Source organism: Pseudomonas chlororaphis (genome assembly GCF_001921865.1).
Classification (GTDB): Bacteria; Pseudomonadota; Gammaproteobacteria; order Pseudomonadales; family Pseudomonadaceae; genus Aquipseudomonas; species Aquipseudomonas chlororaphis_D.
In genome coordinates, this window is record NZ_MSCT01000007.1 from 1 (window position 1) to 24,327 (window position 24,327).

The 24,327-nt window shown below is 64.4% G+C and carries 15 protein-coding genes; 7 read left to right on the forward strand and 8 right to left on the reverse strand.

Going from position 1 to position 24,327, the window contains the following annotated elements; translation table 11 throughout:
- Positions 1-55 precede the first annotated feature (55 nt).
- Positions 56-988, forward strand: a complete 933-nt coding sequence (locus tag BTN82_RS07000; RefSeq protein ID WP_075118437.1) for a LysR family transcriptional regulator — start codon at positions 56-58, stop codon at positions 986-988.
- A 122-nt stretch (positions 989-1,110) separates the two neighbouring features.
- Here BTN82_RS07000 and BTN82_RS07005 read toward each other — a convergent pair whose 3' ends face one another.
- Positions 1,111-5,148, reverse strand: a complete 4,038-nt coding sequence (locus BTN82_RS07005) for an autotransporter domain-containing protein (RefSeq protein ID WP_075118438.1) — start codon at positions 5,146-5,148, stop codon at positions 1,111-1,113.
- A 639-nt stretch (positions 5,149-5,787) separates the two neighbouring features.
- Complete coding sequence (locus BTN82_RS07010; RefSeq protein ID WP_075118439.1) at positions 5,788-6,702, reverse strand: DMT family transporter; 915 nt, start codon at positions 6,700-6,702, stop codon at positions 5,788-5,790.
- Positions 6,703-6,902: 200 nt separating this feature from the next.
- Here BTN82_RS07010 and aceK point away from each other — a divergent pair, with 200 nt between their 5' ends.
- The 6 genes from aceK (at position 6,903) to BTN82_RS07040 (ending at position 16,992) form a co-directional block, all read left to right on the forward strand.
- Positions 6,903-8,624 (forward strand): bifunctional isocitrate dehydrogenase kinase/phosphatase, encoded by a 1,722-nt coding sequence (gene aceK / locus BTN82_RS07015; RefSeq protein WP_075118440.1) that lies wholly within the window; start codon positions 6,903-6,905, stop codon positions 8,622-8,624.
- 231 nt (positions 8,625-8,855) lie between these two features.
- On the forward strand, positions 8,856-12,767 hold the full coding sequence (gene hrpA / locus BTN82_RS07020; RefSeq protein WP_075118441.1) for an ATP-dependent RNA helicase HrpA: 3,912 nt from the start codon (positions 8,856-8,858) through the stop codon (positions 12,765-12,767).
- 367 nt (positions 12,768-13,134) lie between these two features.
- Complete coding sequence (locus tag BTN82_RS07025) at positions 13,135-14,256, forward strand: beta-ketoacyl-ACP synthase III (protein ID WP_075118442.1); 1,122 nt, start codon at positions 13,135-13,137, stop codon at positions 14,254-14,256.
- A 70-nt stretch (positions 14,257-14,326) separates the two neighbouring features.
- Positions 14,327-14,941, forward strand: a complete 615-nt coding sequence (locus BTN82_RS07030; protein ID WP_075118443.1) for an RNA polymerase sigma factor — start codon at positions 14,327-14,329, stop codon at positions 14,939-14,941.
- Complete coding sequence (locus tag BTN82_RS07035; protein WP_075118444.1) at positions 14,935-15,168, forward strand: anti-sigma factor family protein; 234 nt, start codon at positions 14,935-14,937, stop codon at positions 15,166-15,168. Before BTN82_RS07030 ends, BTN82_RS07035 begins: the two co-directional genes overlap by 7 nt.
- Positions 15,169-15,648: 480 nt before the next feature.
- A complete protein-coding gene (locus BTN82_RS07040) occupies positions 15,649-16,992 on the forward strand; it encodes an OprO/OprP family phosphate-selective porin (RefSeq protein ID WP_075118445.1) in 1,344 nt (447 codons plus the stop codon).
- A gap of 119 nt (positions 16,993-17,111) precedes the next feature.
- On the opposite strand, the gene mtr is transcribed toward BTN82_RS07040, so the two are convergent.
- The 6 genes from mtr to BTN82_RS07070 all read right to left on the reverse strand — a co-directional run bounded on the left by mtr (position 17,112) and on the right by BTN82_RS07070 (position 24,317).
- Positions 17,112-18,389 (reverse strand): tryptophan permease, encoded by a 1,278-nt coding sequence (gene mtr, locus BTN82_RS07045; RefSeq protein WP_075118446.1) that lies wholly within the window; start codon positions 18,387-18,389, stop codon positions 17,112-17,114.
- Positions 18,390-18,484: 95 nt separating this feature from the next.
- Entirely contained in the window at positions 18,485-19,828 is a 1,344-nt protein-coding gene (locus BTN82_RS07050; protein WP_075118447.1) for an amidase family protein, read from the reverse strand.
- Positions 19,829-19,862: 34 nt separating this feature from the next.
- Positions 19,863-21,572 (reverse strand): NAD(P)/FAD-dependent oxidoreductase, encoded by a 1,710-nt coding sequence (locus BTN82_RS07055; protein WP_075118448.1) that lies wholly within the window; start codon positions 21,570-21,572, stop codon positions 19,863-19,865.
- 19 nt (positions 21,573-21,591) lie between these two features.
- A complete protein-coding gene (locus tag BTN82_RS07060) occupies positions 21,592-22,062 on the reverse strand; it encodes an aromatic-ring-hydroxylating dioxygenase subunit beta (protein WP_075118449.1) in 471 nt (156 codons plus the stop codon).
- Positions 22,055-23,356, reverse strand: a complete 1,302-nt coding sequence (locus BTN82_RS07065) for an aromatic ring-hydroxylating dioxygenase subunit alpha (RefSeq protein ID WP_075118450.1) — start codon at positions 23,354-23,356, stop codon at positions 22,055-22,057. The genes BTN82_RS07060 and BTN82_RS07065 overlap by 8 nt, the downstream gene beginning before the upstream one ends.
- Before the next feature lie 13 nt (positions 23,357-23,369).
- The gene (locus tag BTN82_RS07070; protein WP_075118451.1) at positions 23,370-24,317 is read right to left on the reverse strand and encodes a PDR/VanB family oxidoreductase; all 948 of its coding nucleotides are present in this window, start codon (positions 24,315-24,317) and stop codon (positions 23,370-23,372) included.
- Between the last annotated feature and the right edge of the window lie 10 nt (positions 24,318-24,327).

The window sequence follows — 24,327 nt, forward strand, 5'->3', positions numbered from 1 at the left end:
CCTGTCGGCTCGACCCTGCTAGGTTGTCCGGTAGCGACGCTGCGAGAGTGAAATCATGAATAAACAACATGAATGGTCGACGCTTAGCCGGCTCGATCTGAATCTGTTCCGGGTCTTTGAAGTGGTCTATCAGGAGCGCAACCTGACGCGCGCCGCGTCGGTCCTGCACCTCAGCCAGTCGGCGATCAGCCATGCCCTGGCGCGCTTGCGCAATCAACTCGATGACCCACTGTTCGTTCGCGAAGGCTATGGCGTGCAGCCCACGGCGCTGGCGGTACAGTTGGCGCCGGGCATTCTCGAGGCCCTGGGCGGTCTGCGCCGCAGCGTGAACCGCGGCCAGGCCTTCGACCCGCGGCACGATCAGCGCTGTTTCACCTTGAACATGCCCGAGCAGATGGAGCCGCTGGTGCTGCCGAAAATCCTCGCCCATCTGCGGCGGATCGCCCCCCGGTTGCAAGTGCGTAGCAGCAGCGTGCATTGGGCGGACTTGAAACTGGAACTGACCGCCGGGCGGGTCGATCTGGCGATCGAGCTTGCCCGGCCCACCGACACCGAACTGCAGCAGCAACTGTTGTTGCGCGACGCGTTATGCGTGATGGCCGGCCCGCACTTTGCCGGGGAATTGAGCGTTGAGCGGTATCTGGCGGCCGAGCATGTCGCCATTACCTCGCGGCGCCGGGGGATCTGTGTGGAGGACCTGGCGCTGGGGGACCGGGGAATGGTTCGTCAGGTGCGCCAGCGTTGCCAGCATTACCTCTCGGCCGCGCTGCTGGTGAGCCAGAGCGATTTGTTGCTGACCGTGCCTCGACAGTACGCCGAGCTCCTCAATGTCGGGCTGGGCAATCGCCTGCTGACGATGCCCCTGGCGTTGCCAGCGGTGAGCCTGAACCTTTACTGGGCGCGCCAGGCGGAGCACGAAGCGGGTAATCGCTGGTTGCGCGAGCAGTTGTTCGAGCTGGCTCGACCCGTCATGCCGGCGGGTGGCTAGAGCGATGGCGGCGCTGTAGCGCCAAGGGAGACAGGCTGTTGCAAGAAAGGAATCGGCAAGGTTGCCTTGCCGATCGATTGGAACCTGGCGCGACAAGAGCGTCGCGCCAGGGTGGGGCGGGGTCAGAAGCGGTAGTTGGCGTTCAGCAGCAGGCCGTGCTCGTTGGAGCCGCCGCCCACCTGGCCGCTGTAGCCGGCACCTACGCTCAGCTCACGGGTGAGGCGGGTTTCCACGCCGGCTTCGAGCGCCGCGGTGTTGCGCGCGAGCGTCGTGCCTTCGACCCGGAACGCGTCGCTGCCGGTGAAGCGGAAGGTATCGGACGGGGTGTTGTTGCTCCAGTCGCGCTTCCAGCCGGCACTGCCGTAGACGGTGAGTTGCTTGCCGTTGTCCAGCGCCTTGGCGGTGCTGATCCGCAGGCCGAGGGTGGACGAGGTCTGCTCGTCCGCCGCACGTTTGGCCTGCAGGGCCGCGGCGCCACCGCGCTCCTTGAAGCCTTCGCTCTGGACTTTCACGTAGGCCAGGTTGGCGAAGGGTTCCAGTTGCACCGCCGGGCTGAGGTCGAAGCGCCGGCCCAGCTCGCCGAAGGCTTGCAGGGTGGTGGCGTCGTGGTCGGTTTTCAGGCGGTCGTTGTAGCCGGCGAAGTTCACCGAACGCTTGGCGTCGATCCGGCTCCAGGTGTAGGCCATGCCGCCGCGCAGGTCGAACTGGCCGAGCGCGGTGCCGCCGTAGACGCCCAGGTGGACGTTGTCGTTATCGCTCGACGAGTCGCGGGACGAGCTCTTGAGCCGGGTGCGGCTGTAGCCGGTCATGACCCCGACGTGGCTGCGTTCGCCGATGGCGGTATCGACACCGGTGAGCAGGCCCTTGGTATCGCTGGTCAGCCTGGCGCTGTTGCTGTCGCCCTTGACCTCGCCCCAGTTGCCCAGGGTGGTCAGCCACGCGGTCGGGCCGGTGCCGGTCGCGGCGCTGTCGGCCGGGGCCTGGGCGGTCGAACGCAGGCGGCTGTTCGCGGCATCGCGCAGCAGACGGCTGTCCTGGATCAGCGAGGTTCGCGTCGAGCTGTGGAATTCCCCCGAGAGCTGATCGAATGCCGCGCGAGCCTGTTCGTCGTCCGGCAGGTAGGCGATGGCCTCGAACAGCTTGTTGTGGACCGGTGGCGTCAGGGCTGGCACGGCGTCGCCCTTCAGGCTTTGCGCGGCGGTGGCCGTGGCGTACTGGTTCGGCGTGTAGGCCGCTTCCTGGAACAGGCGCGTCTGCTGCACATCCAGATAGGCGTTGTGGCTGTCGTAGTTGTCCACCAGGTCGTAGAAGGTCGAGACCCAGGTATCGCCAGTCAGTTTGTAGCGCCCGCTCAGGCCCTGGTCGGACGAAAGCACCCAGTAGCGCCGATCCAGCTGGTAGCGGGCGTCGTCGAGTTTATGGGCATCGATGATGCTGCCGTCATCGAGGCGTGTGGTGCCTTTGACGATCAGCCGGTCGTTGGCGCCGGTGCTCAGCAGTTCGGCCTGGAAGGTCGAGCCGCTGTGCTGGTTCAGGTCGCCAGCCACAGTGAGGGTACCGATCGAGTTACCGGGAGCGATGGTCGCGCCGCGGTACAGGGTGACATCGCCGACCTGGCCATTACCCGCCAGGGTCGCGCTGTCATACACATCGACGGTGCCGCCGAGCTTGCCGTTGACCGCCAGGATACCTTTCTCGACCTGGGTCTTGCCGGTGAAGGTCGAGCTATCGGCGGTCAGTTCGGTACGCCCGCTGCCGCGCTTGTAGAGAGAGCCGGTACCGGAAAGCTTGCCATCGAAGCGGTAGCCGTTGGCGCGGTTGAAGATCAAGCTGCCGGGGGCATCGATCTGCACGTCGCCGAGGAGCGAGCCAGTGTCGCCGCCGTCCTCGCCAGCGCCCAGTTGCAGGGTGCCGTTGCTGATCCGCGTACCGCCGCTGTAGGTGTTCTCGCCGGTCAACACGGTGGTGCCGGTGCCGAGCTGTTCCACCGAACCGGTGCCGGAAATCACATGGTCGTACTGGTATTGATTGCTGCGGTCGAAGGCCACCTGACCGTTGTTGTCGATATCGCTGAGCACTTCGCCGGTGGTGCCGTTGTGGGCGCCGATGTGCAGGCTGGCGTTCTGTTCGACATGGACTTCGCCGGCCAGCTTGTTGTTCAGCAACAATTTGCCGCCCTTGACGTTCAGGCGACCGGTAAAACCGCTGGAGTCGCCGTTGAACTGGGTCTGCCCGGCGATGTGGTTGACCGTGCCCTTGCCTTCGAAGCCGGCATCGAACTGATAGTCGCGGTCGCTGTGGTTGAACTGGACCAGGCCCTGGCCCTTGCCGAAGACGACCTTCTGCGCTTGCAGGTGGCCGGCGGCCTTGGCGTCGGCGGCATTGTCACTGGCCGCGCCGATATAGAGGGTGCCGCTGGAGGTGCTGTTTTCGGCGATGCGCAAGGTGCCATTGCCGACTTTGAGCGTGCCCTGGTCGGTCAATAGCAGGTTGGCGACACCGTTCAGGCCCAGGGTCATGCCATCGACGGTTTCCCAGAGGCTGCCAGCGCCGCTGACGCTGGCGCTGGCGTTGGAGCCCTGCTCGAAGGCCAGGATGCTCTCCTGGCTGGTGACCTTGCCGCCGTTCTTGATTTCCAGGGTGGCGTTGCCGGCACCGCCGACGACCAGTTGCTTGTCGGTGGACAGGGTGCTGTTGTCGACGCTGAGGGTAGCGTTCGATTTCTTGAGTGCGCCGAGCACGGTATTGCCGGCGGTCTTTACCTTGGCGCCATTGGTGAGCAACAGCGAGCCGTTGCCGCCGTAGCCCACGAACATGTCGCCGAGGGTGGTCCAGAGGCTGTCGGCGCCGTCGACGCTGGCGTTGCCATTGCTGCCTAGCTCGAAGCCGATGATGCTGTCCTGGCTGGTGACCTTGCCGCCGTTACCGATGTCCAGCGAGCCGTTGCCGGCTCCGCCGACGATCAGGCGCTTGCCGGTGGACAGGGTGCTGTTGTCGACGCTGAGGGTGCCGTTGGCCTTTTTCTGCGCGCCGATCAGGGTATCGCCGGCAATGTCTGCCTTGGCGCCATTGGTGAGCCGCAGGGAGCCGTTGCCTCCCAGGCCCACGATCATGTCGCCGAGGGTTTTCCAGAGGCTGCCGGCGCCATCGATGCTGACGTCGCCCGTGCTGCCGGGGTCGGAGGCGATGATGCCGTCCTGGCTGGTGACCTTGCCGCCGTTCTTGATCTCCAAGGTGCCGTTGCCGGCGGCGCCGACGATCAGGCGCTTGCCGGTGGACAGGGTGCTGTTGTCGACACTGAGGGTGCCGGTGGCCTTTTTCTGCGCGCCGAGCACGGTGTCGCCGGCGGTCTCGACCTTGGCGCCGTTGGTGAGCTTCAGCGAGCCGTTGCCCCCCAGGCCCACGATCATGTCGCCGAGGGTTTTCCAGAGGCTGCCGGCCCCGTCGACCGTGGCGGTGCCCTTACTGTCCGGGTCGTTGGCGACGATGCTTTCCTGGCTGGTGACCTGGCTGCCGTTCTTGATCTCCAGGGAGCCATTGCCGGCACCGCCGACGACCAGTTTTTTGTCGCTGGTCAGTTTCGAGTTGTCGACGCTGAGCTTGCCCGTCCCGTTGCGCTGGGCGCCGATCAGGGTATCGCCCTGGGAGCGAGCGGTGGAACCGTTCTTCAGGGTCAGGGTGCCGTCGCCGCCGTTGCCGACGATCAACGGGCCGCCGGTAGTCAAGGTCGCGCCATTGCTGAAGGTGGCCTTGCCGGTGGTGTTCTGTCCGGTCCCCAGGGTGAAGGTATCGCCCACGGTCAACTTGCCGCCGCCGCCGACGTTCAACTGGCCCAGGCCGTTGGCCTGGGTGCCGACGTTCAGGCTGCCTACGGTGCGCGCACTGTCCAGTTGGGCGACGTCATGGCGGCCGGAGTACGGCCGGTCGATGTTGACCACCTCGGTGCTGGAGGGCGCGCCGTTGCTCCAGTTGCCGCTGTTTTCCCAGGCATTGCTGTCGTTGACCCTAATGCTGGAATTAGGGTCATTGGGATCCTGCAGAACAAAGTGGTGGGCGTCGCCGGTCCAGGTCGTGGCGGCCAGCACGGCCGGGCTGAATGAACTCAACGCCAATGCGACGGCGATAGCGATGTCGCTGGGGCTGAAATTGTGTCGTGTCATCGTTTTTCTTTCCAAGAGGGTGCCTGTGTGGTCGTGGGATAGAAACGGCGTCGAACGCGTTATCGATCAGCGATGCGCCGGGAGGCGTTGTTCGGCTATGAAGTGCCATGGGTCGATACGGAAGGCGCGACCTCAATTGCTTTTCATAGGTGTTGAACTGCTCAAGTTGTCCATGACGGTTTGAGACGCCGGGTAACTTAATAAAGAAGTGCGTGGGAATATATGCGGGGAAGAAGGGGTGGAGTTTTTTTGAAAGTTTTCAGAAATATCTGTTTGTTGCCGGGTATTAATCGTTGTTTTTTGTAGTTAGTTGGTTGGTCTTTGCGTAGGAAGTGTCTGGGGCGGGATTTTTTCAGGATTTTTCTTAAGTTTTTTGAGTTTTGGTCGAGGGCGAGAGTGCTGGAAAGAAAATGGACGCGAGCAGAAAGTAAAACTTTTCTGCTGGGTGGGAGTGGTCTTGGTTGGCGGGGTTTGCGTATTTGTTTAAGTGGGTTTTATTGTTTTTAAGTGTGTGTTTTTAATGTTTTAAGTTCAGTGTTTTATATGTGTCACCATTGTTCGAGTTGATAAAAAATCAGACCCAGCAGCGAGTGCGCTACGTTGCAGCGCACCTCGTTTCGTTGCCTGGATATGTTCAGGTCAAGGTTTGACCGGCTGCGGAGCCGGAGTTGGTCGAGGGCCCGGCTTGAGCACCAGCCACACGGCCGCCGCGATCAGCACGCCGCCATACAGGTGGGCCATGGACAGCGGCTCGTCCAGCAGCAGGGCGCCCCACAGCACGCCGAACGGCGGGATCATGAAGGTCACGGTCATCGATTTGACCGGGCCGATCGAACTCAGCAGGCGGAAATACAGGATGTAGGCAAAGGCGGTGCAAGCCAGGCCCAGGCCCAGCAGCGACAGCCAGACGCTCCAGCCGCCCCAGCTGGCGGGCGGTTGGTTGATGGCGCTGTAGGCGAAGACGGGCAGCAGGAACAGGCTGGCGCCGAGCATGCTGCCCAGGGCCGAAAGGCGGCTGTCGAGGCCGCCGGCCTGGTCCAGCCAGCGCCGCGCGAGGAAGCCGGCGAAACCGTAGCAGGTGGTGGCGAGCAGGCAGGCCAGGGCACCGAGCAGCAACTCCAGGTCGAACGCCACCGGGCCGGCGCGGGTCAGGATACCCACGCCGAACAGGCCCAGGCTGACCCCGGCGATTTTCGGCGGGGTCAGTTTCTCGTGAAAGAACAGCCCGCCGATCAGCACGCCCATCAAGGGCGTGGTGGCATTGAAGATCGCCGAGTAACCGGCCGGCAGGACCAGGGCTGCTACCGAATACATGGTGGCGGGGATGCCGGAGTTGATTACCCCGAGCAGCAGCACGGTCTTGAACTTGCCCTGGAAGTCCCAGCTGATTCGCATCAGCGCGAGGATCACCAGCAGGCCGCTGGCGGCGATGGACACGCGAAAAAACGCCGTGGGAATGCTGCCGATCACCGGGGCGATAATCCGCATGAACAGAAAACTTGCGCCCCAGATCGCGGCCAGGGACAACAAACGCAGGATATCGACGGGTCTCACGGTGCAACTCCTTTGATGGCCGTTTCACCGGCCCTTGCTTGGGCAGGGCGAAAGTGTTGCCGAGAGGCCAGCCGCGAGCAATCGCTATCTTGTGCTGGAATTGTTCGCGGCTGGCGCCGGGCGAAGAAAAATTGCACTTCTCCTGCACCCGGTTCACTGGCTAAGCTCAGGTTTTTCCGAATTCCCGCAGAGGTCTCACCATGGCGCAAAAATGGCCCGCCGCCGATATCGCTCGAACGATCCTCGATGGCTTCGACGATTACCGCGAGCACTTTCGCCAGATCACCGATGGCGCCCGGGCGCGTTTCGAGCAGGCGCAGTGGCAAGAGGCGCAGACCGCTTCGGCGGCGCGGATCAACCTGTACGAGGAAAAGGTCGGCGAGACCGTGGCGCGGCTGCGCGGGGCCTTCGACCTGGAGACCCTGCTCGACGTCAATCAGTGGCCGCTGGTGAAAAGCGCCTATATCAGCCTGATCGACCTGCGCTTCGACGACGAGCTGTCGGAGACCTGGTACAACTCGGCCTTCTGCGGCCTGTTCAGCCACGACCTGATCAGCGACGGCAGCATGTTCATCCACACCACGCGGCCGAGCCTGCGCCGCGCCCGGGCCGCGCAGACCCGCACCTACCGGCCGGACGGCCACCTGTCGACGATGCTCGAACAGATCTTCGTCGACTACCGCTTCAGCGAGGCCTATGCCGATCTGCCCGGCGACCTGCTGCGCCTGGAAGCGCAATTGCGCGAGAACCTGCCGGACTGGGTGTGCAAGGACCCGGAACTCTCGGTGGAGCTGTTTTCCTCGGTGCTGTACCGCAACAAGGGCGCGTACCTGGTCGGGCGCATCTACACCCACGACGAGCAGTGGCCGCTGGTGATTCCGCTGCTGCACCGCGAAGGGCGGGGTATCCAGATCGATGCGCTGATCACCGACGAAGCCGACGTGTCGATCATCTTTTCCTTCACCCGCTCCTATTTCATGGTCGACGTGCCGGTGCCGGCGGAGTTCATCGGTTTCCTCAAGCGCATCCTGCCGGGCAAGCACATCGCCGAGCTGTACACCTCCATCGGTTTCTACAAGCACGGCAAGTCCGAGTTCTACCGGGCGCTGATCAACCACCTGGCCAACACCGACGACCAGTTCATCATGGCCCCGGGCGTGCGCGGCATGGTCATGAGCGTGTTCACCCTGCCGGGCTTCAACACCGTGTTCAAGATCATCAAGGACCGCTTCTCGCCGTCGAAGAACGTCGACCGCGCCACGGTGATCGAGAAGTACCGCCTGGTGAAAAGCGTCGACCGGGTCGGGCGCATGGCCGATACCCAGGAGTTCGCCGATTTCCGTTTTCCCCTGGGAAAGTTCGACCCGGCGTGCCTGGCCGAACTGCTGGAAGTAGCGCCGTCCACGGTGTCGGTGGAAGGCGATACGGTGTTGATCCGCCACTGCTGGACGGAGCGGCGCATGACCCCGCTCAACCTCTACCTGGACAACGCCAACGAGGCCCAGGTGCGCGAGGCGCTGGAAGACTACGGGCTGGCGATCAAGCAACTGGCGGCGGCCAACATCTTCCCCGGCGACATGCTGCTGAAGAACTTCGGCGTCACCCGCCATGGCCGGGTGGTGTTCTACGACTACGACGAGATCTGCTTCCTCACCGAAGCCAATTTCCGCCACATCCCGGCGCCGCGCACCCCGGAGGACGAAATGGCCTCCGAACCCTGGTACTCCATCGGCCCGCTGGACGTGTTCCCCGAGGAGTTCCCGCCGTTCCTGTTCGCCGACGCCGGGCAGCGCAAGCTGTTCGACCAGTTGCACGGCGAGCTGTACAACGCCGACTACTGGAAAAGCCTGCAGGAAGCCATCCGCGCCGGCAAAGTGATCGACGTCTTCCCGTACCGGCGCAAGGAGCGGGACAGCGAATAACCCGTTTCTCCCTCACCCCTGTAGGAGCGGGCTTGCTCGCGATAGGCCGCAGGCCGCTCCTGCCGACACCGCCGCACATGAGGCGGCGCCGGCACCACGAGTGCTGTGCACTCGATCGCGAGCAAGCTCGCTCCTACAGGGGCAGGTGAGGGCGGCGGGGGAGGCAGCATTTACCGGCGCAAATCTGCGACAATCCGCCCCCGGCATAAATAGACGACCCTTGCGTACCCGATGACTTCCGAATCGCCTGCAATCGACCAACTGCTGAAAAACCTCGACCACGCCATGCTCGCCGACCGCCACCGCTTGCGCCGGCAGCTGCTTGAGCTGCGCAAGAAGCCCGACGAGGCCAAGCTGGCGCAGTGGGTCGAGCGCATGCAGGCGTCCTGCGCCCAGGTGGTGTCGCGGCGCGCCAGCGTGCCGTCGATCCGTTACGACGACAACCTGCCGATCGCCGCCAAGCGCGACGAGATCAAGGCCGCGCTGCACAAGCATCAGGTGCTGATCATCGCCGGCGAAACCGGCTCGGGTAAAACCACCCAATTGCCGAAGATCTGCCTGGAAATCGGCCGCGGCCAGCACGGCCTGATCGGCCACACCCAGCCCCGGCGGATCGCCGCGCGCAGCGTCGCCAGCCGGGTCGCCGAAGAGCTGGCGACCCCCTTGGGCGCGCTGGTGGGGTATCAGGTGCGCTTCGAGGACCAGAGCGATTCCAACACCCTGATCAAACTGATGACCGACGGTATCCTGCTGGCGGAAACCCAGAACGACCGCTACCTGGAACGCTACGACACGATCATCGTCGACGAAGCCCACGAACGCAGCCTGAACATCGACTTCCTGTTGGGTTACCTGAAGACCTTGCTGCCGCGGCGTCCGGACCTGAAAGTCATCATCACCTCGGCGACCATCGACCTGGAGCGTTTTTCCAAGCACTTCGACGATGCGCCGATCGTCGAGGTGTCCGGGCGCACCTTCCCGGTGGAAACCTGGTATCGGCCGCTGACCCTGGAGCAGGACGAAGAGGGCAACCGGGTCGAGGACGACCTGACGGTGGACCAGGCGATTCTCGCCACCCTCGACGAAATCGCCACCCACGAGCGCAGCGAACGGCGCAGCCCGGGCGACGTACTGGTGTTCCTGCCGGGCGAACGGGAGATTCGTGACGCCGCCGAGATGCTGCGCAAGGCCCAGCTCAGGCACACCGAGATCCTGCCGTTGTATGCGCGGCTGTCGCCGGCCGAGCAGCAGCGGATTTTCCAGTCGCACCCGGGGCGTCGTGTGGTGCTGGCGACCAACGTCGCCGAGACTTCGCTGACCGTGCCGGGCATCCGCTACGTGATCGACAGCGGCACCGCGCGCATCAGCCGCTACAGCTACCGGGCCAAGGTCCAGCGCCTGCCCATCGAGGCGATTTCCCAGGCCAGCGCCAACCAGCGCAAAGGCCGCTGCGGCCGGGTCGAGCCGGGGATCTGCGTGCGCCTGTACAGCGAGGAGGATTTCAACGGCCGTCCGGAATTCACCGACCCGGAAATCCTGCGCACCAACCTCGCGGCGGTGATCTTGCAGATGCTCCATTTGCGCCTTGGCGAAATCACCGCGTTTCCGTTTATCGAACCGCCGGACGGCAAGGCCATCAGCGATGGTTTCAACCTGCTGCAAGAACTCTCGGCGGTGGACCGCAACAGCCAGCTGACCCCGCTGGGCCGTCAGCTCGCGCGCCTGCCGGTGGACCCGCGCATGGGTCGCATGCTGCTCGAGGCGGCCAAGCTCGGCAGTTTGCAGGAAGTGCTGATCGTCGCCAGCGCCATGTCGATCCAGGACCCGCGCGAGCGGCCGCCGGAGCGTCAACAAGCGGCCGACCAGGCCCACGCGCAATGGAAAGACGCGGACTCGGACTTCGCCGGGCTGGTCAATCTGTGGCGCGGTTTCGAAGAACAGCGCCAGGCGTTGACCGCCAGCCCGCTGCGCAACTGGTGCCGGAAGAATTTCCTCAATTACTTGCGCTTGCGCGAGTGGCGCGACTCCCATCGCCAACTGAACCTGATCTGCCGCGACCTGCAACTGAGCCTGAACAAGGAACCGGCCGACTACCCGAAACTGCACAAGGCGGTGCTGGTCGGCCTGCTGAGCCAGATCGGCCAGAAGACCGAAGACGGCGATTACCTCGGCGCCCGCCAGCGGCGTTTCTGGGTGCACCCGTCCTCGGGCTTGGGCAAGAAACGCCCGCAGTGGCTGATGACCGCCGAGCTGGTGGAAACCACCAAGCTCTATGCGCGCATGGTGGCCAAGATCGAGCCGGACTGGATCGAGCCGCTGGCCGGGCACCTGATCAAGAAGAACCACTTCGAGCCCCATTGGGAGAAGAAGCGCGGGCAGGTGGTGGCCTACGAGCAGATCACCTTGTTCGGCCTGATCGTGGTCGGCCGGCGCCCGGTGCATTACGGCCCGGTGGACCCGGTGGTGTCGCGCGAGCTGTTTATCCGCGAAGGCCTGGTACGCGGCGAGATTCAGTCGAAAGCCAAGTGCCTGAGCGCCAACACCCGCCTGCTGGAACAGCTCGACGAGCTGGAAGCCAAGGCCCGGCGGCGCGACATCCTCGCCGACGAGGAAACCCTGTTCGCCTTCTACGACGCGCGTTTGCCGGCGGAAATTCACCAGACCGCCACCTTCGACAGCTGGTACCGGGTCAACAGCCAGAAAGATCCGCAACTGCTGATCATGCGCGAGGAAGACGTGCTGGCCCGCGAGGCCAGCGAAGTCACTGCCATGCAGTACCCGGATACCCTGCACATCGGCGACCTGGAGCTGGCCCTGAGTTACCACTTCGAGCCCAACCATCCGCGGGACGGCGTGACCTTGCGGGTGCCTGCGCCGCTGTTGCCGGCGCTGCCCGCCGAGCGCCTGGAATGGCTGGTGCCGGGCTTGGTGGAAGCCAAGTGCATCGCCCTGGTGCGCAACCTGCCCAAGGCGCTGCGCAAGAACTTCGTGCCGGTGCCGGACTTCGTCAAGGCGGCGCTGGCGCGTATCGATTTCGCCCAGGGTTCGTTGCCCCAGGCGCTGGGCTGCGAGCTGCTGCGCATGACCGGCGCGCGGGTCAGCGACGAAGCCTGGGCCGAGTCGGCGCAACAGGTGGAAAGCCACCTGCGGATGAACCTGGAAATCGTCGACGCCCAGGGCAAGTTCCTCGGCGAAGGCCGCGACCTGGCTGAGCTCACCGCGCGTTTCGCCGAAGCCAGCCAGGCCGCGCTGGCGGTGCCGCAAACCGCGAAAAGCCAGCAGCCGGTGGAAGCCAAGGTGTTCGCCGCGGTGGCAGAGAAGACCCAGCAGAAGATCGCCGGGCTGTCGATGACGGTGTATCCGGCGCTGGTAGAAGAGGGCGGGACGGTCAAGGAAGGGCGTTTCTCGACCCAGGCCGAGGCCGAGTTCCAGCATCGCCGGGCGCTGCAACGCCTGTTGCTGCAACAACTGGCCGAACCGGCCAAGTTCCTGCGCAACAAGCTGCCGGGGCTGACTGAGCTGGGCCTGCTGTACCGCGAGCTGGGACGGGTCGACGCGCTGGTCGAGGACATCCTGCTGGCCAGCCTCGACAGCTGCGTGCTGGAAGGCGAGGACAGCCTGCCGCGGGACGGCGCCGGCCTGGCGTCGCTGGCCGAGCGCAAGCGCGGCAACTGGACCGAGCATGCCGAGCGCCTGGCACGCCTGACCCTGGAGATCCTCAAGCTCTGGCACGGCCTGCAAAAACGCTTCAAGGGCAAGATCGACCTGGCCCAGGCGGTGGCGCTGAACGACATCAAGTCGCAGCTCAGCCACCTGGTGTACCCGGGCTTCGTCCGGGAAACGCCGGGGCAATGGCTCAAGGAACTGCCGCGTTACCTCAAGGCCGTCGAACTGCGTTTCGAGAAGCTGGGTAGCCAGGTGCAGAAGGACCGGGTCTGGAGCAGCGAACTGAGCAACCTGTGGAACCAGTACCAGGCGCGTGCCGACAAGCATGCCCAGGAAGGCAAGCGCGATCCGCAGCTGGAGCTGTACCGCTGGTGGCTGGAGGAATACCGGGTATCGCTGTTCGCCCAGCAGTTGGGGACCAAGGCGCCGATCTCCGACAAGCGCCTGAACAAGCAGTGGAGTCAGGTCGAAGCCTGACAAGAGCACGGCTGCTGCGCAGCCGTACGCAGGCTTCGCCAGCGGCTACCGGGAGCAGCGCGGCGTATGCCTGTAGCCGCTGCCGCAGGCTGCGCAAGGTCCCGCAGGGACCTCGAGGCCCTCGAAAGCGCCGCGGCTACAGGAATTGACAGCATTGCGGCGATTAAGCGTGCCGAGGGGGCGAAATGCCTGGGTTTATGGCAAACTTCGCCGTTATAAATACCGACCCCGCGGTTTTGAGCGTTCGCCATCCGGGCCAAGCGGAATAAAGCGATGTCAGGTCCGGTCTCGCCCGTCGGGATCGACCATTTACGGTTTGGTACGGCGGTACCAATACCCTCTGCCAGAACAGAATAGAGGAACGAACGTGCATAACGTCGTCATCAGCGGCACTGGCCTGTACACCCCGGCCAACAGCATCTCCAACGAAGAGCTGGTGCAGTCTTTCAACACCTACGTGCATCAGTTCAACGCCGACAACGCGCCAGCGATCGAGCGCGGCGAGGTCCAGGCCCTGACTGAGTCCAGCGCGGCCTTCATCGAAAAAGCCTCCGGCATCAAAAGCCGTTTCGTCATGGACAAGGACGGCATCCTCGATCCGGCCCGCATGGCCCCGCGCCTGCCCGAGCGCTCCAACGACGAATGGTCGGTGCTCTGCCAGATGGCTATCGGCGCCGCCGAACAGGCCCTGCAACGCGCTGGCAAGACCGCGGCGGACATCGACGGGGTCATCGTCGCCTGCTCCAACCTGCAACGCGCCTATCCGGCCATCGCCATCGAAGTCCAGGAAGCCCTGGGCATCGAAGGGTTCGGTTTCGACATGAACGTGGCCTGTTCCTCGGCCACCTTCGGCATCCAGGCCGCCTGCAACAGCGTGCAGTTGGGCCAGGCCCGGGCGATCCTGATGGTCAACCCGGAAGTCTGCACCGGCCACTTGAACTTCCGCGACCGCGACAGCCACTTCATCTTCGGCGACGCGGCCACCGCGGTGATCGTCGAGCGGGCTGATCTCGCCACCTCGGCGTACCAGTTCGACATCGTCAGCACCAAGCTGCTGACCAAGTTTTCCAACAACATCCGCAACAACTTCGGCTTCCTCAACCGCGCCGCGGAAGAGGGCATCGGCGCGCCGGACAAACTCTTCGTGCAGGAAGGCCGCAAGGTGTTCCGCGACGTTTGCCCGATGGTCGCGGAGCTGATCGCCGAACACCTGCAGGAAAACCAGCTGAACGTCAGCGACGTGAAGCGTTTCTGGCTGCACCAGGCCAACCTCAGCATGAACCACTTGATCGTCAAGAAGCTGCTGGGCCGCGAGGCCACCGAAGCCGAGGCGCCGGTGATTCTCGACACCTACGCCAACACCAGTTCGGCCGGTTCGGTCATCGCCTTCCACAAGAACCAGGACGACCTGCCAAGCGGTTCGCTGGCGGTGCTCAGTTCGTTCGGCGCCGGTTATTCGATTGGCAGTGTGCTTCTGCGCAAGCGTTGACAGTCTTATGGATCACCGCCGCCGGTTGATGCCGGCGCCGGTGACTCCTGATTTCGATGACGAGGCATGAATGTCCGCAGCTGACGACCCGCAACTGCTTGAACGCCTGCTGGCCGGCGAGCAAAAGGCCTACAAGGAACTGGTCAGTACTTACCAGAGCGCGATGCGCGCCGTGGCCTACGCCATTGTCGGCCAGCGCCACGCCGACGAAGTGGTGCAGGACGCCTGGCTGTCGGTGGTGCGCAACCTGGCCGGTTTCCAGGGGCGCTCCAGCCTCAAGACCTGGCTGTTGACCATCACCGCCAACTCGGCCAAGAGCCGCTACAAACAGAACCGCCGGGAAGTCCTGCTGGACGACCTGCCGGCGCCCCACGGCACCATCGGCGACGAACGCTTTTCCCCCACGGACGGCCACTGGCTGGTGGCGCCGTTCGCCTGGCACGCCGACACCCCGGAAGCCCTGCTGACCGAGGCCGAGCTGCGCGACTGCCTGGAGCACACCCTGCTCAGCCTGTCGGAGTTGCAAGGCAGCGTGCTGACCCTGCGCGAGCGCCAGGGCCTGGAGTTGGAGGAAATCTGTAATCTTCTGGACATTTCCCTCTCCAATGTCCGGGTGCTGCTGCATCGAGCGCGGCTCAAGATTTTTGCCACGGTGGAGCACTTCGAGGAGACCGGCCAATGCTGACCTGCAAGGAACAAGTGGCACGCACCAGCGACTATCTCGATGGTCAGCTGAGTTTTCGTCAGCGTTTGCTTCAACGCCATCACCTGTTGTTCTGCCCCAATTGCCGGCGTTTCGTGCGGCAGATGCGCTTGATGCAGGCCACCCTGCGCAAGCTGCCGGAGCCTCCTGTGCCCGGTGTCGACGACCTGGTCGCGCGCCTTGTCGCCGAGCATGACCGCGGCGCCTGATCCCTCAAGAGCGCGACCGCTTCGCGCTCGTTCGCAGGCTGCGCCAGCGGCTACACAAAGCACCCGAGGTTCACACCTGTAGCCGCTGCCGGGCCTCAAGAGCGCGACCGCTTCGTGCTCGTTCGCAGGCTGCGCCAACGGCGACACACAGCACCCGAGGTTTACGCCTGTAGCCGCTGCCGCAGGCTGCGAACGGCCGGCACGGCCGCAAAGGCCTGAAGGTTGTCGAAAGCCTTCGGCCTTATCGCGGTTTGTACCGACACCTGAATCTCCCCATCTGCAAAATCCCCCGCCGACCGCTCTAGTACAGGCTTTTTGCCTTATTTCGATTCGGAGTAAAAAAGTTCCGCTGTCATCAAATCTTTATCTAGAAGCAACTCCCCTGAAATAACCCGCCGCCAAGATTCCCTCCCAACACAAGCGGGCCTGACTCGCGTGTTTTTTCCAGCGCTACAGACCACCAATTAGGGGAAATCTTCGATGATCCGTAAGCACTTCGCCGGTTTTGCCGCCAGCGCCCTGGCCCTGGCAGTTACCGCCCAGGCTTTCGCTGGCACCGTCACCACCGACGGCGCCGATATCGTAGTCAAGACCAAGGGCGGCCTTGAGGTCGCTACCACCGACAAAGAGTTCAGCTTCAAACTCGGTGGTCGCCTGCAAGCCGACTACAGCCGCTTCGACGGTGTCTACACCAAGAACGGTGACTCCGCCGACGCCGCCTACTTCCGTCGCGCGTTCCTCGAACTGTCCGGCGTGCTGTACACCGACTGGGCTTACACCATCAACTACGACTTCTCCCACAACACCGGCGACTCCGACAACGGGTACTTCGATGAGGCCTCGCTGGCCTACAACGGCTTCAAGCCGGTGTCGATCAAGGTCGGTCGTTTCGACCCCGACTTCGGCCTGGAAAAAGCCACCAGCTCCAAGTGGGTCACCGCGCCTGAGCGCAACATGGCCTACGACATGATCGACTGGGCCAACACTCACCAGAACGGCATGGGCCTGCAGGCTTCCAGCACCTTCGCCGACTCCTTCTACGCCTCGGCTGGCGTGTTCAGCAAGGACACCGACGACACCGACGGCGACAGCGTCAAGCAGGTCAACGGTCGTTTCGTCTTCGCCCCGATGCACGATGCCGGCAACGTCCTGCACTTCGGTGTGAACGTGGCTTCGCGCGATGTCTCCGACACCGCGTTCGACTCCCGCTACCGCACCCGCATGGGCATGCGCGGCGTGGAAACCCTGGGCGGCAACGATGCCGGCACCAACGGCAACCGTCCGGTACTGGGTGGCAGCTCGACTTCGCCGGCCGGTTCCTACGACCGCGACACCGCGCTGGGCCTGGAAGCCGCGTTCGCCATGGGCCCGGCCTCGATCCAGGGCGAATACATCACCCGCAAGACCAAGGCCGATTCCAACGCTTATGAAGACATCAAGGGCCACGGTTTCTACGTGCAGGGCGCGTACACCCTGACCGGCGAAGCCCGCGGTTATAAAGTCGGCAAGTTCGACGCCATCAAGCCAGCCAACAAGGCCTACGGCGCCTGGGAAGTGTTCTATCGCTACGACAGCCTGACCGTCGAAGACGACAACATCACCACCGCCAGCCTGACCCGCGACGTCGGCGACGCCGAAGTCAAGGTGCATAACCTGGGTGTGAACTGGTACGCCAACGAAGCGGTGAAAATCTCCGCCACTTACGTCAAGGCCAAGACCGACAAGATCACCAACGCCACCGCGGCCAGCGGCGGTACCCCGGCCGCGCGCACCGGCGACGACGACGGCGACGGTTTCATCGTTCGCGCGCAGTACGTGTTCTGAGGTTGATGCACCTGCTGTAAAGAGCTCTTTCTCATCCGTTAAAGCTCCTTTCGTTTCAGCCCCGCTCCAGCGGGGCTTTTTTTGCCTGCAGCTTTTTGCCCGCAGCTTGGGGCCCAAGCCTAGCGCCAGACCGGCAGCAGATCGAAGCTGAACAACAGATGGGCCACGGCATTGGCCAGGCCGAACAGCAGCACCAGGACGATCATCGGCGTGCCGCCCCAGACCCGGTACAGCGGGCTGGCGAAGCGTTTGCGCGAGGCATGGGCGAGCAGCGCCGGGGTGATCACCGCCCACACGGTCGCCGCCAGGCCCGCGAAGCCGATGGCGAGGATGAAGCCTTCCGGCCAGGCCAGCGCGCAGCCGATCGGCGGGGCGAAGGTGACCAGCACGCTGCTCATGCGGCCACGTGGGCTGTCGTCGAAACCCAGGGAATCGGCCAGGTAGTCGAACAGCCCGAGGGTGACGCCGAGGAACGAGCAGGCCACGGCGAAATTCGAGAACAGGGTCAGCAGCAAGTCGACCCGGGTACTGTCGAGCATGCTGCCCAGGGCGCTGATCAGCACGTCGATGGTGCCGCCCTGGCGAGCGATGTCCTTGAACTGCTCGCGGGGCAGGGTGCCCATGGTGCAGAGCATCCACACGGCGTACAGGAGCAGGGCGATCAGGGTGCCGATCAGCAGGCAGTTGCGGATGCGCCGCGGGTCCTTGCCGTAGTGCTTCATCAGGCTCGGCACGTTGCCGTGGAAGCCGAAGGAGGTCAGGCAGAACGGCAGGGTCATCAGCAGGTAGGGCAGGTAGTCGGGGTGCGGATTGCCGCGGTCGAGCAGGATCTGCGGCTGCACATGGCCGAGCAGGCCGCCGAAGGTCAGGAAGAACGCGAGGATCTTGGCGCCGAACAGCAGGCTGGTGATCCGGCTGACCGCCGCGGTGCTGAGCCAGACCACCAGGGCCACCGCCAGGGCGAACGCCAGGCCGGCGCTGCGCGAGGAAATCTCCAGGCCCAGGCCGTGGGCGGTGTGGCGGATCACCGAGCCGCTGGCGGAGATATAGGCATAGGTCAGGATGTACAGGACGAACACCAGGCTGGCGCCGTTGAACAGGCTCCAGCGCCGGCCGAGCAGGTCGCGGGTGATGGTCGAGAAGCTCGCCCCCGGCCGGTAGTTGAGGTTGGCTTCGAGAATCATCAGCCCCGAATGCAGGGTGCAGAACCAGGTCAGCAGCAGGACCGCGAGGGAGCCCTGGAACCACAGGCCCGACATCATCACCGGCAGCGAGAACATGCCCGCCCCGACAATGGTGCCGCCGATGATCATGGCGCCGCCGACGACCGAGGGCCGGCGTTCGGCGAGCGGGTCGTGGGAGGTCGAAGGGGATGAAACGATGGACGTACCGCGCATGGCAGGGCCTGCAATGAAAATTGTTATTGGAGGTAGCGAGGGCGCGGCGCGGGCGGCGGAAACCGGCGGACCGGCCCCGCGCACCCGGCGCCGGTTCAGCGCGGCGCCAGCAGGCGACCCAAGCGTTGGGCCATGAGCAGCAGCGCGTGGTCCTGCCCGGGCAGGGCATCGAACGACAGGCCGACCGGCAGGCTGCCGGGGGCGGCCACCGGCACACTGACGCTGGGCGCCGCCAGGTTGCTGGCCGGGTCGGTGTTGCGCACGAACCGCTCGAAATGCTCCTGGGCGTCGCAGTCGCGTAGCAGCGGCGCAGTGCAACTGACGGTCGGGTAGGCGATCAGGTCGAGCCGGTGCTGGCGGAACAGCCCGGCGTATTCGCGGTCCAGGCGCAGCTTGCTCATCAGCGCCTGCAAGTAGTCCTCGTAGGAAATCGCCGGGCTTTCCAGCTGGGTCATGAGGGTCTTCTTGATCTGCGGATCGCGAATCGAGCCCAGGATGTCGAGGAAACGCTCGCCCTGGCCGGCCTTGAGCAGGAAGCGCGGGAAGTCGATGAAGAACTCGAAGATCGGCAGCGGGAACTGGATGCTTTCGTTGACCTCGCCGATCACCGCATCGTCCACCGGGACAATGTCCATGCCCTGGTCGGCCAGGGCATCGATGGCGGCGCGGCAGTCGCGGTGGACCTGGGTGTCCAGTTCGGCCCAGAAGAACTGCCGGGGGATGCCGATGCGCAGGGGGTTGCGTTCCGGTATCGGCGCTTGAGAGGCGCCGGTCAGTTGCCGATGGACGAACAGCGCATCGTCCAGGCTGCGGGTCAGCAGGCCGGGCGAGTCCTTGGTCTGGGACACCGGGACGATGCCGTCGCCGGGGTAGACGCCGGTGCTGGGGCGAAACCCGACCACGCCGCAGAACGCCGCGGGAATCCGTACCGAACCGCCGGTGTCGGTGCCCACCGCGCAGGGCACCAGGCCGGCGGCCACCGCCGCGGCACAACCGCCGCTGCTGCCGCCAGCGCTGTGTTGCAGGTGGCGCGGGTTGACCACCGCGCCGTGGCTCAGGTTGGCCGAGGTCACGCCGAACGACAGCTCGTGCATGTTGTTCTTGCCGGCGATCCGCGCGCCCAGCGCCTTGAAGCGCTGGACGATGCCGGCGTCCGCCGCCGGGTAGTAGTCGGCCAGGCCGGGGGTGCCGGCGGTGGTCGGCAGGCCGTGGACATTGATGTTGTCCTTGAACGAAACCGGGATGCCGTAGAGCGGCGCCTGGCGCTGCTGCGGCGTGCCGGTGTCGCCGCTGAACGCTGGCGCGGCGAAGCTGATGAAGCTGTTCAGGTGCGCGGCGTCGGCGTAGTGCTCGAGCAGCGCGCGGTGCCAGGAATCCAGGCAGAGGCTGCCCCGGCGAAACCCGTCAACGAGCGCTTCGATCGAAAGCTGGTTGTACATGAAAAAGTCTCAACGAAAGTCGGTTAAGGCGCGATCAGCAATAGTTGAAGTGCGATTGCAGGTCGACCAGCGGGTTGCCTTCCAGCAGTTCGCCGCCGAGGCTGGCGATCACCGCGCAGGCGCTGTTCAGGGCGGTCTGCACCGCGCCTTCGGCCCAGCCTCCGGTAAACGAGCTGCCGCAGCCGGCCAGGTACAGGCCGCTGTCCTGCTGCGGGTCGAGGGCGGTCTTGAACTGGTAGAACAGGCGCTGGGAGTACAGGTCGTCGCCCGGGAAATTCAGCTTGAAGGCGCCCAGGGCCTGCTTGTCGGTGAGCCAGTCGTACTCCAGCACATAGCGCTGGTAGTCGCCGTCCAATGGCACCAGGTGGTGGGCGAACGCCGGCGCGCTCATGGCCAGCTCGTCCACCAGGCGCTTGCAGCGCTGGACCTTGTCGGTCATCGACACCATCTTGTGCGAGTCGTCTTCCCAGGTGTAGCTGATCAGCACCACGCCCCAGGAGTCCGGGTCGTGCGGGGCGTAGTCCAGGCAGTAGACGCCCTTGACCAGGGTGTCGGTCTGGATGTTCTGCGCCAGGCCGTGTTTGAGCCAGAATTTGTCGCGGGTCAGGATAAACAGCTTGGACGAACCGACCATGTGGGTTTCGTTGATGGCCCGGGCCACGTCGCGGCTGACGAACTGCTCGGCCTGGGTCAGGCGCATGTTCACTTGCAGGGCGCGGGTGGTGGCGGTGGTGATGACCCGGTCGCAGCCATAGGTTTCGCCGTTGCAGCCCAGCAGCAGGATCTGCCCGTCGGCATCTTTGCTGATGGATTCGATGCGGGTGCGGCAGATCCGGTCGCGCAGGGCAATGCCATGGAATTCCAGGTCGGCGATGCGCTCCGACAAGGTGGAAATGCCGTTGGGCACCAGGCGCTGGTTGACCTCGAAGGCATTGATCACCAGCCGCAGGATCTCGGTGAACGAAGCCCGGTACACCGACTGGAACCCGCCCGAGCCGATGCCCAGCGAACCGAACAGGTGGAAGTCTTCCGGCTTGCGCCAGGGCTTGCCGCCCGGCGGGTTTTTCGAGGTGAAGATCTGCACCATGGCCGAGTAGAAGGAGTGGTCGCCAAAGCAGTCCAGGTAGCGTTGCCACTCCGGCTGTACTTCGGCGTATTGCTGCTTCTCCAGCAGTTCGGTGAGCAACAGCGGCGGGGCGAGGAAGGTGCCGTCGTCCAGGCGCACACCTTCCTTGAGAAAGGCGTTCCAGCCGCGGTGCACGGTGTTGAAGATCGGCGGCGGGTTTTCCCCGGCCGGCCAGTGGTGGGTTTCGCCGCGGTAGTGGATTTCGGTGTCGACCACGCCGGGGTCGGGGAAGGCTTCGGTGGTGCCGATGCCGAATCGGTCCAGGTAATGGAACAGCCCGACTTCGCTCGGCGGGAAGCGCATGGCGCCCATTTCGGCGATGAATTGCGGCTGGCTTTCGTCGAAGCATTGGGTCAGGAAGCGCCCGCCCAGATGGTCTTTCGAGGCCTCGAACAAGGTGATGCGGGTGGCCCCGGCGCGCAGCAGTTCATAGGCCGCGATCAGGCCGCTGAGGCCGGCGCCGACGATGCCGATGTGCTTGTCGGCGATCGCCGGCGGCAGGTGGCCGATGGCCTGGGTGGCGCGGCGCAGGAATTGTCCGTAGTCGTACAGCAGGTCGATGTTGGGGAACGAACGGGTGCCTTGGGTGGCTTCGGAACTGGAATGCAAGGAGTTCACAGGTAGACAATCTCGGAAATCAGATAATGAGCTGCAGGCTTTCGAATGCGCGGGACGGGTTGAGCAGGAGGACTTTCTTGCGCTGGATCTGCCACTGGCCGGCGTGGCACAGCAGTTGGTGTTCCACCGTCACCGGGTAGTGCCATTCGCTGTCGCCGCGAGCTTCGCAGTACAGCATGGGGGTCAGGCAACGGGCGCTCAGGCCGTCCGGGGCGAGGTCGATCGCCGGCCGCTGGGCAATGTGCAGGCTACGGCTCTTGGGCTGCTGCGAGAAATTGCGCGCGCTGGCCAGGCGGTTGATGCGCAGGGTGGTGAGGAAGCGGTCCTCGTACAGCAGCGAGGACTCGCGCAACGGGCAGGGCTGGTCGTGGCGCAGCGGAATCCAGTAGTGGAAATCGTCGCACAGCAGCTGTTGCCAGGCATCGAAGTCCTGTCGGTCGAGGAGCGCGATCTCTTGGTAGATCAGCTGTTCGAGGGGCGAGTTATCCATGGGCGGTCGATCCGTCGTGGGCTTGCATCAGTTGCTGCCAGGTGTTGTAGAAGTTGCGCATCGCCCGTTCGCTGGTGCCGGACACGACCTCGGTCTGCGCAAAGGTTTCGCTCGGGTCGAACAGGCGCGCGACGTTCACCCAGTCGTTGGCCCGGCTGCGCAACCCGTCCATGGCCCGCTCGTACATCTCCACGTCGTCGTGGGCGACCATCGAGCACGGCGAGTTGATCAGGTTGTTGTATTGCACGGTTCTTTCCAGCAGTTGCTCCGGCGCGCCCACCAGCTCGAAGATCCACGACTCGACCACGGTTTCGCTGGCCGAGATCGGGCGGATCACTCGCAGGGTCTGGATCGGTCCCTTGACCATCAGGTTGGGGAAATACACGGTGTTGTGGCGGGTGTCGTCGAGGATCGCCGCGGCCTGGGTTTCGCCGTAGCTTTCGACCATCAGCTCCCAGTAGCCTTTGATGCTGGAATAGGCCTTGTGGATCGAGTTGCTGACGCCGGTATGGCCGTGGCCGTTGGCCCAGGTGCGGATGCCCATGGCGCTGAAAAACTCGTAGGAGGCCATGAACGGCGAGAACAGTTCGACGGCCATCGGCGGCGCGCCGTCGTGCCCGGTTTCCTGCCACAGGCGGATGGCTTCGCCGGCCGAGGATTCGTGGGCGACCATCGGGTGGCAGGTGTCGGTCTGGTTGTCGACGACCATTTTCCAGTTGCAGCGATGGCGGTGCAGCAACGGCTGGCCGACAGCGCGCAATTGGCCCTGGGGCGAGCGCATGACCATGTTGTCCAGGGTCGACAGCGACTCGCCGAAGAACTCGCGAAAGCCAATGCCGTGCTCCTTGAGGCGCACGAACACGAAGCCCCGGTAGTTTTCCACCGCGGCCACCGGCTGCATGCCCTTGTGCGCGGCGCAGCTGCTCAGGTCGCAGTCGTCGTATTCCTTTTTCACCGGGATGCCGAGCAACTGGCCGTCGGTCTTGAAGGTCCAGGCGTGGTACGGGCAACGGATGAAACGGCCGACGTTGCCCTGGGGTTCGGCCAGGACTTTCACGCCCTTGTGCGGGCAGCGGTTGTGCAGCACGACGATCTCGCCGTTTTTCTGCCGGACCATGGCCAGCGGCTGGCCGGCGATCTCGCCGGTGAAGAAGTCGCCGGTTTCGGGAATCAGGCTTTCATGGCCCAGGTAGCACCAGCTGGCGGCGAAGACCTGTTGTTGTTCTCGCTCGAAAAGCGACGGCTCAAGGAACAGCGCACGGTGCACTTCCTTGCCGTTGAAGTAGTTGTCCAACGAGGTTCTCTCTTTAGATGACCAGTTTCAGGCTTGGGCTTTTGGCCCGGGATACGCAGGGGTAGATCTTGTTGCTGCAGGCGGCCTGCTGCGCGCTCATGATGAAATCGCGGTGTTCGACTTCGCCTTCCAGCACTTCCAGCTCGCACACCCCGCACTCGCCGCGGCGGCAGTCGTAGAGCGGATCGAGGCCGGCTTCTTCGAGGGCATCGAGCAGCGATTGGTCGGGACGTACCTGGAACTCGACGCCGGAATCGACGGCCTGCACGGCAAAGCCCGGCGCGTCTTCGGCCAGCACGGCGTTGAAGATTTCGAAGTGGATGCGCTCGCGGGGAAAGCCCAGGCTTTGCGCATGGTTGAACACCTCGTTGAGCATCGCCTGCGGGCCGCACACGTACAGCCGGTCGTGGGCTTGCAGGCCGCCCAGCACCGCGGCCACCGACGGACGCCCGGCGGGCGCGTCGGAGCAGTGCAGGCTCAGGCTGTCTTGCAGCAGCTCGCGCAGGGGCTCGGCGTAAGCCGCATCGCTCGCGCTCCTGGCGAAATAATGCAGCCGCGCGGGGCGCCCCAGGGCGCGCAAGTGGCCGAGGATGCCGGTCAGGGGAGTGATGCCGATACCGCCGGCGAGGGCGATATCGGCGCCGTCGCTGTCGTCCAGGCAGAAGTCGAAGGCATTGAACGGGCCGTCGAGCCGCACCGGGTCGCCGACGTTCAGCTGGCGGATGTAGCCGCTGCTGGCGGACTCGGCGTTCAGGCGGATGGCGAATACCAGGCTGCCCGGCGGCAGGTCATGCCCGGCCAGTTCGACCCGGGAGTAGTGGCGCCATTGTTCGAGGCCGGGAATCCACCATTTGAAATGGGCCCCGGCGGGTGTTTCGCAGGGGCCGGGAGTGACAGGCGCCAGGGTGATTTCCTTGATGCTCGGCGCGAGCATCAGGCACTGGGTGATCTGGTAATTCATCGGTGGCTCG

Bases quoted from the DNA above. Each gene is read 5' to 3' on its own strand.
- hrpA (WP_075118441.1), top strand. From the start codon at position 8,856: ATGACTTCCGAATCGCCTGCAATCGACCAACTGCTGAAAAACCTCGAC.
- BTN82_RS07030 (WP_075118443.1), top strand. From the start codon at position 14,327: ATGTCCGCAGCTGACGACCCGCAACTGCTTGAACGCCTGCTGGCCGGC.
- BTN82_RS07050 (WP_075118447.1), bottom strand. From the start codon at position 19,828: ATGTACAACCAGCTTTCGATCGAAGCGCTCGTTGACGGGTTTCGCCGG.
- BTN82_RS07035 (WP_075118444.1), top strand. From the start codon at position 14,935: ATGCTGACCTGCAAGGAACAAGTGGCACGCACCAGCGACTATCTCGAT.
- BTN82_RS07005 (WP_075118438.1), bottom strand. From the start codon at position 5,148: ATGACACGACACAATTTCAGCCCCAGCGACATCGCTATCGCCGTCGCA.
- BTN82_RS07060 (WP_075118449.1), bottom strand. From the start codon at position 22,062: ATGGATAACTCGCCCCTCGAACAGCTGATCTACCAAGAGATCGCGCTC.
- aceK (WP_075118440.1), top strand. From the start codon at position 6,903: ATGGCGCAAAAATGGCCCGCCGCCGATATCGCTCGAACGATCCTCGAT.
- mtr (WP_075118446.1), bottom strand. From the start codon at position 18,389: ATGCGCGGTACGTCCATCGTTTCATCCCCTTCGACCTCCCACGACCCG.
- BTN82_RS07040 (WP_075118445.1), top strand. From the start codon at position 15,649: ATGATCCGTAAGCACTTCGCCGGTTTTGCCGCCAGCGCCCTGGCCCTG.
- BTN82_RS07070 (WP_075118451.1), bottom strand. From the start codon at position 24,317: ATGAATTACCAGATCACCCAGTGCCTGATGCTCGCGCCGAGCATCAAG.
- BTN82_RS07000 (WP_075118437.1), top strand. From the start codon at position 56: ATGAATAAACAACATGAATGGTCGACGCTTAGCCGGCTCGATCTGAAT.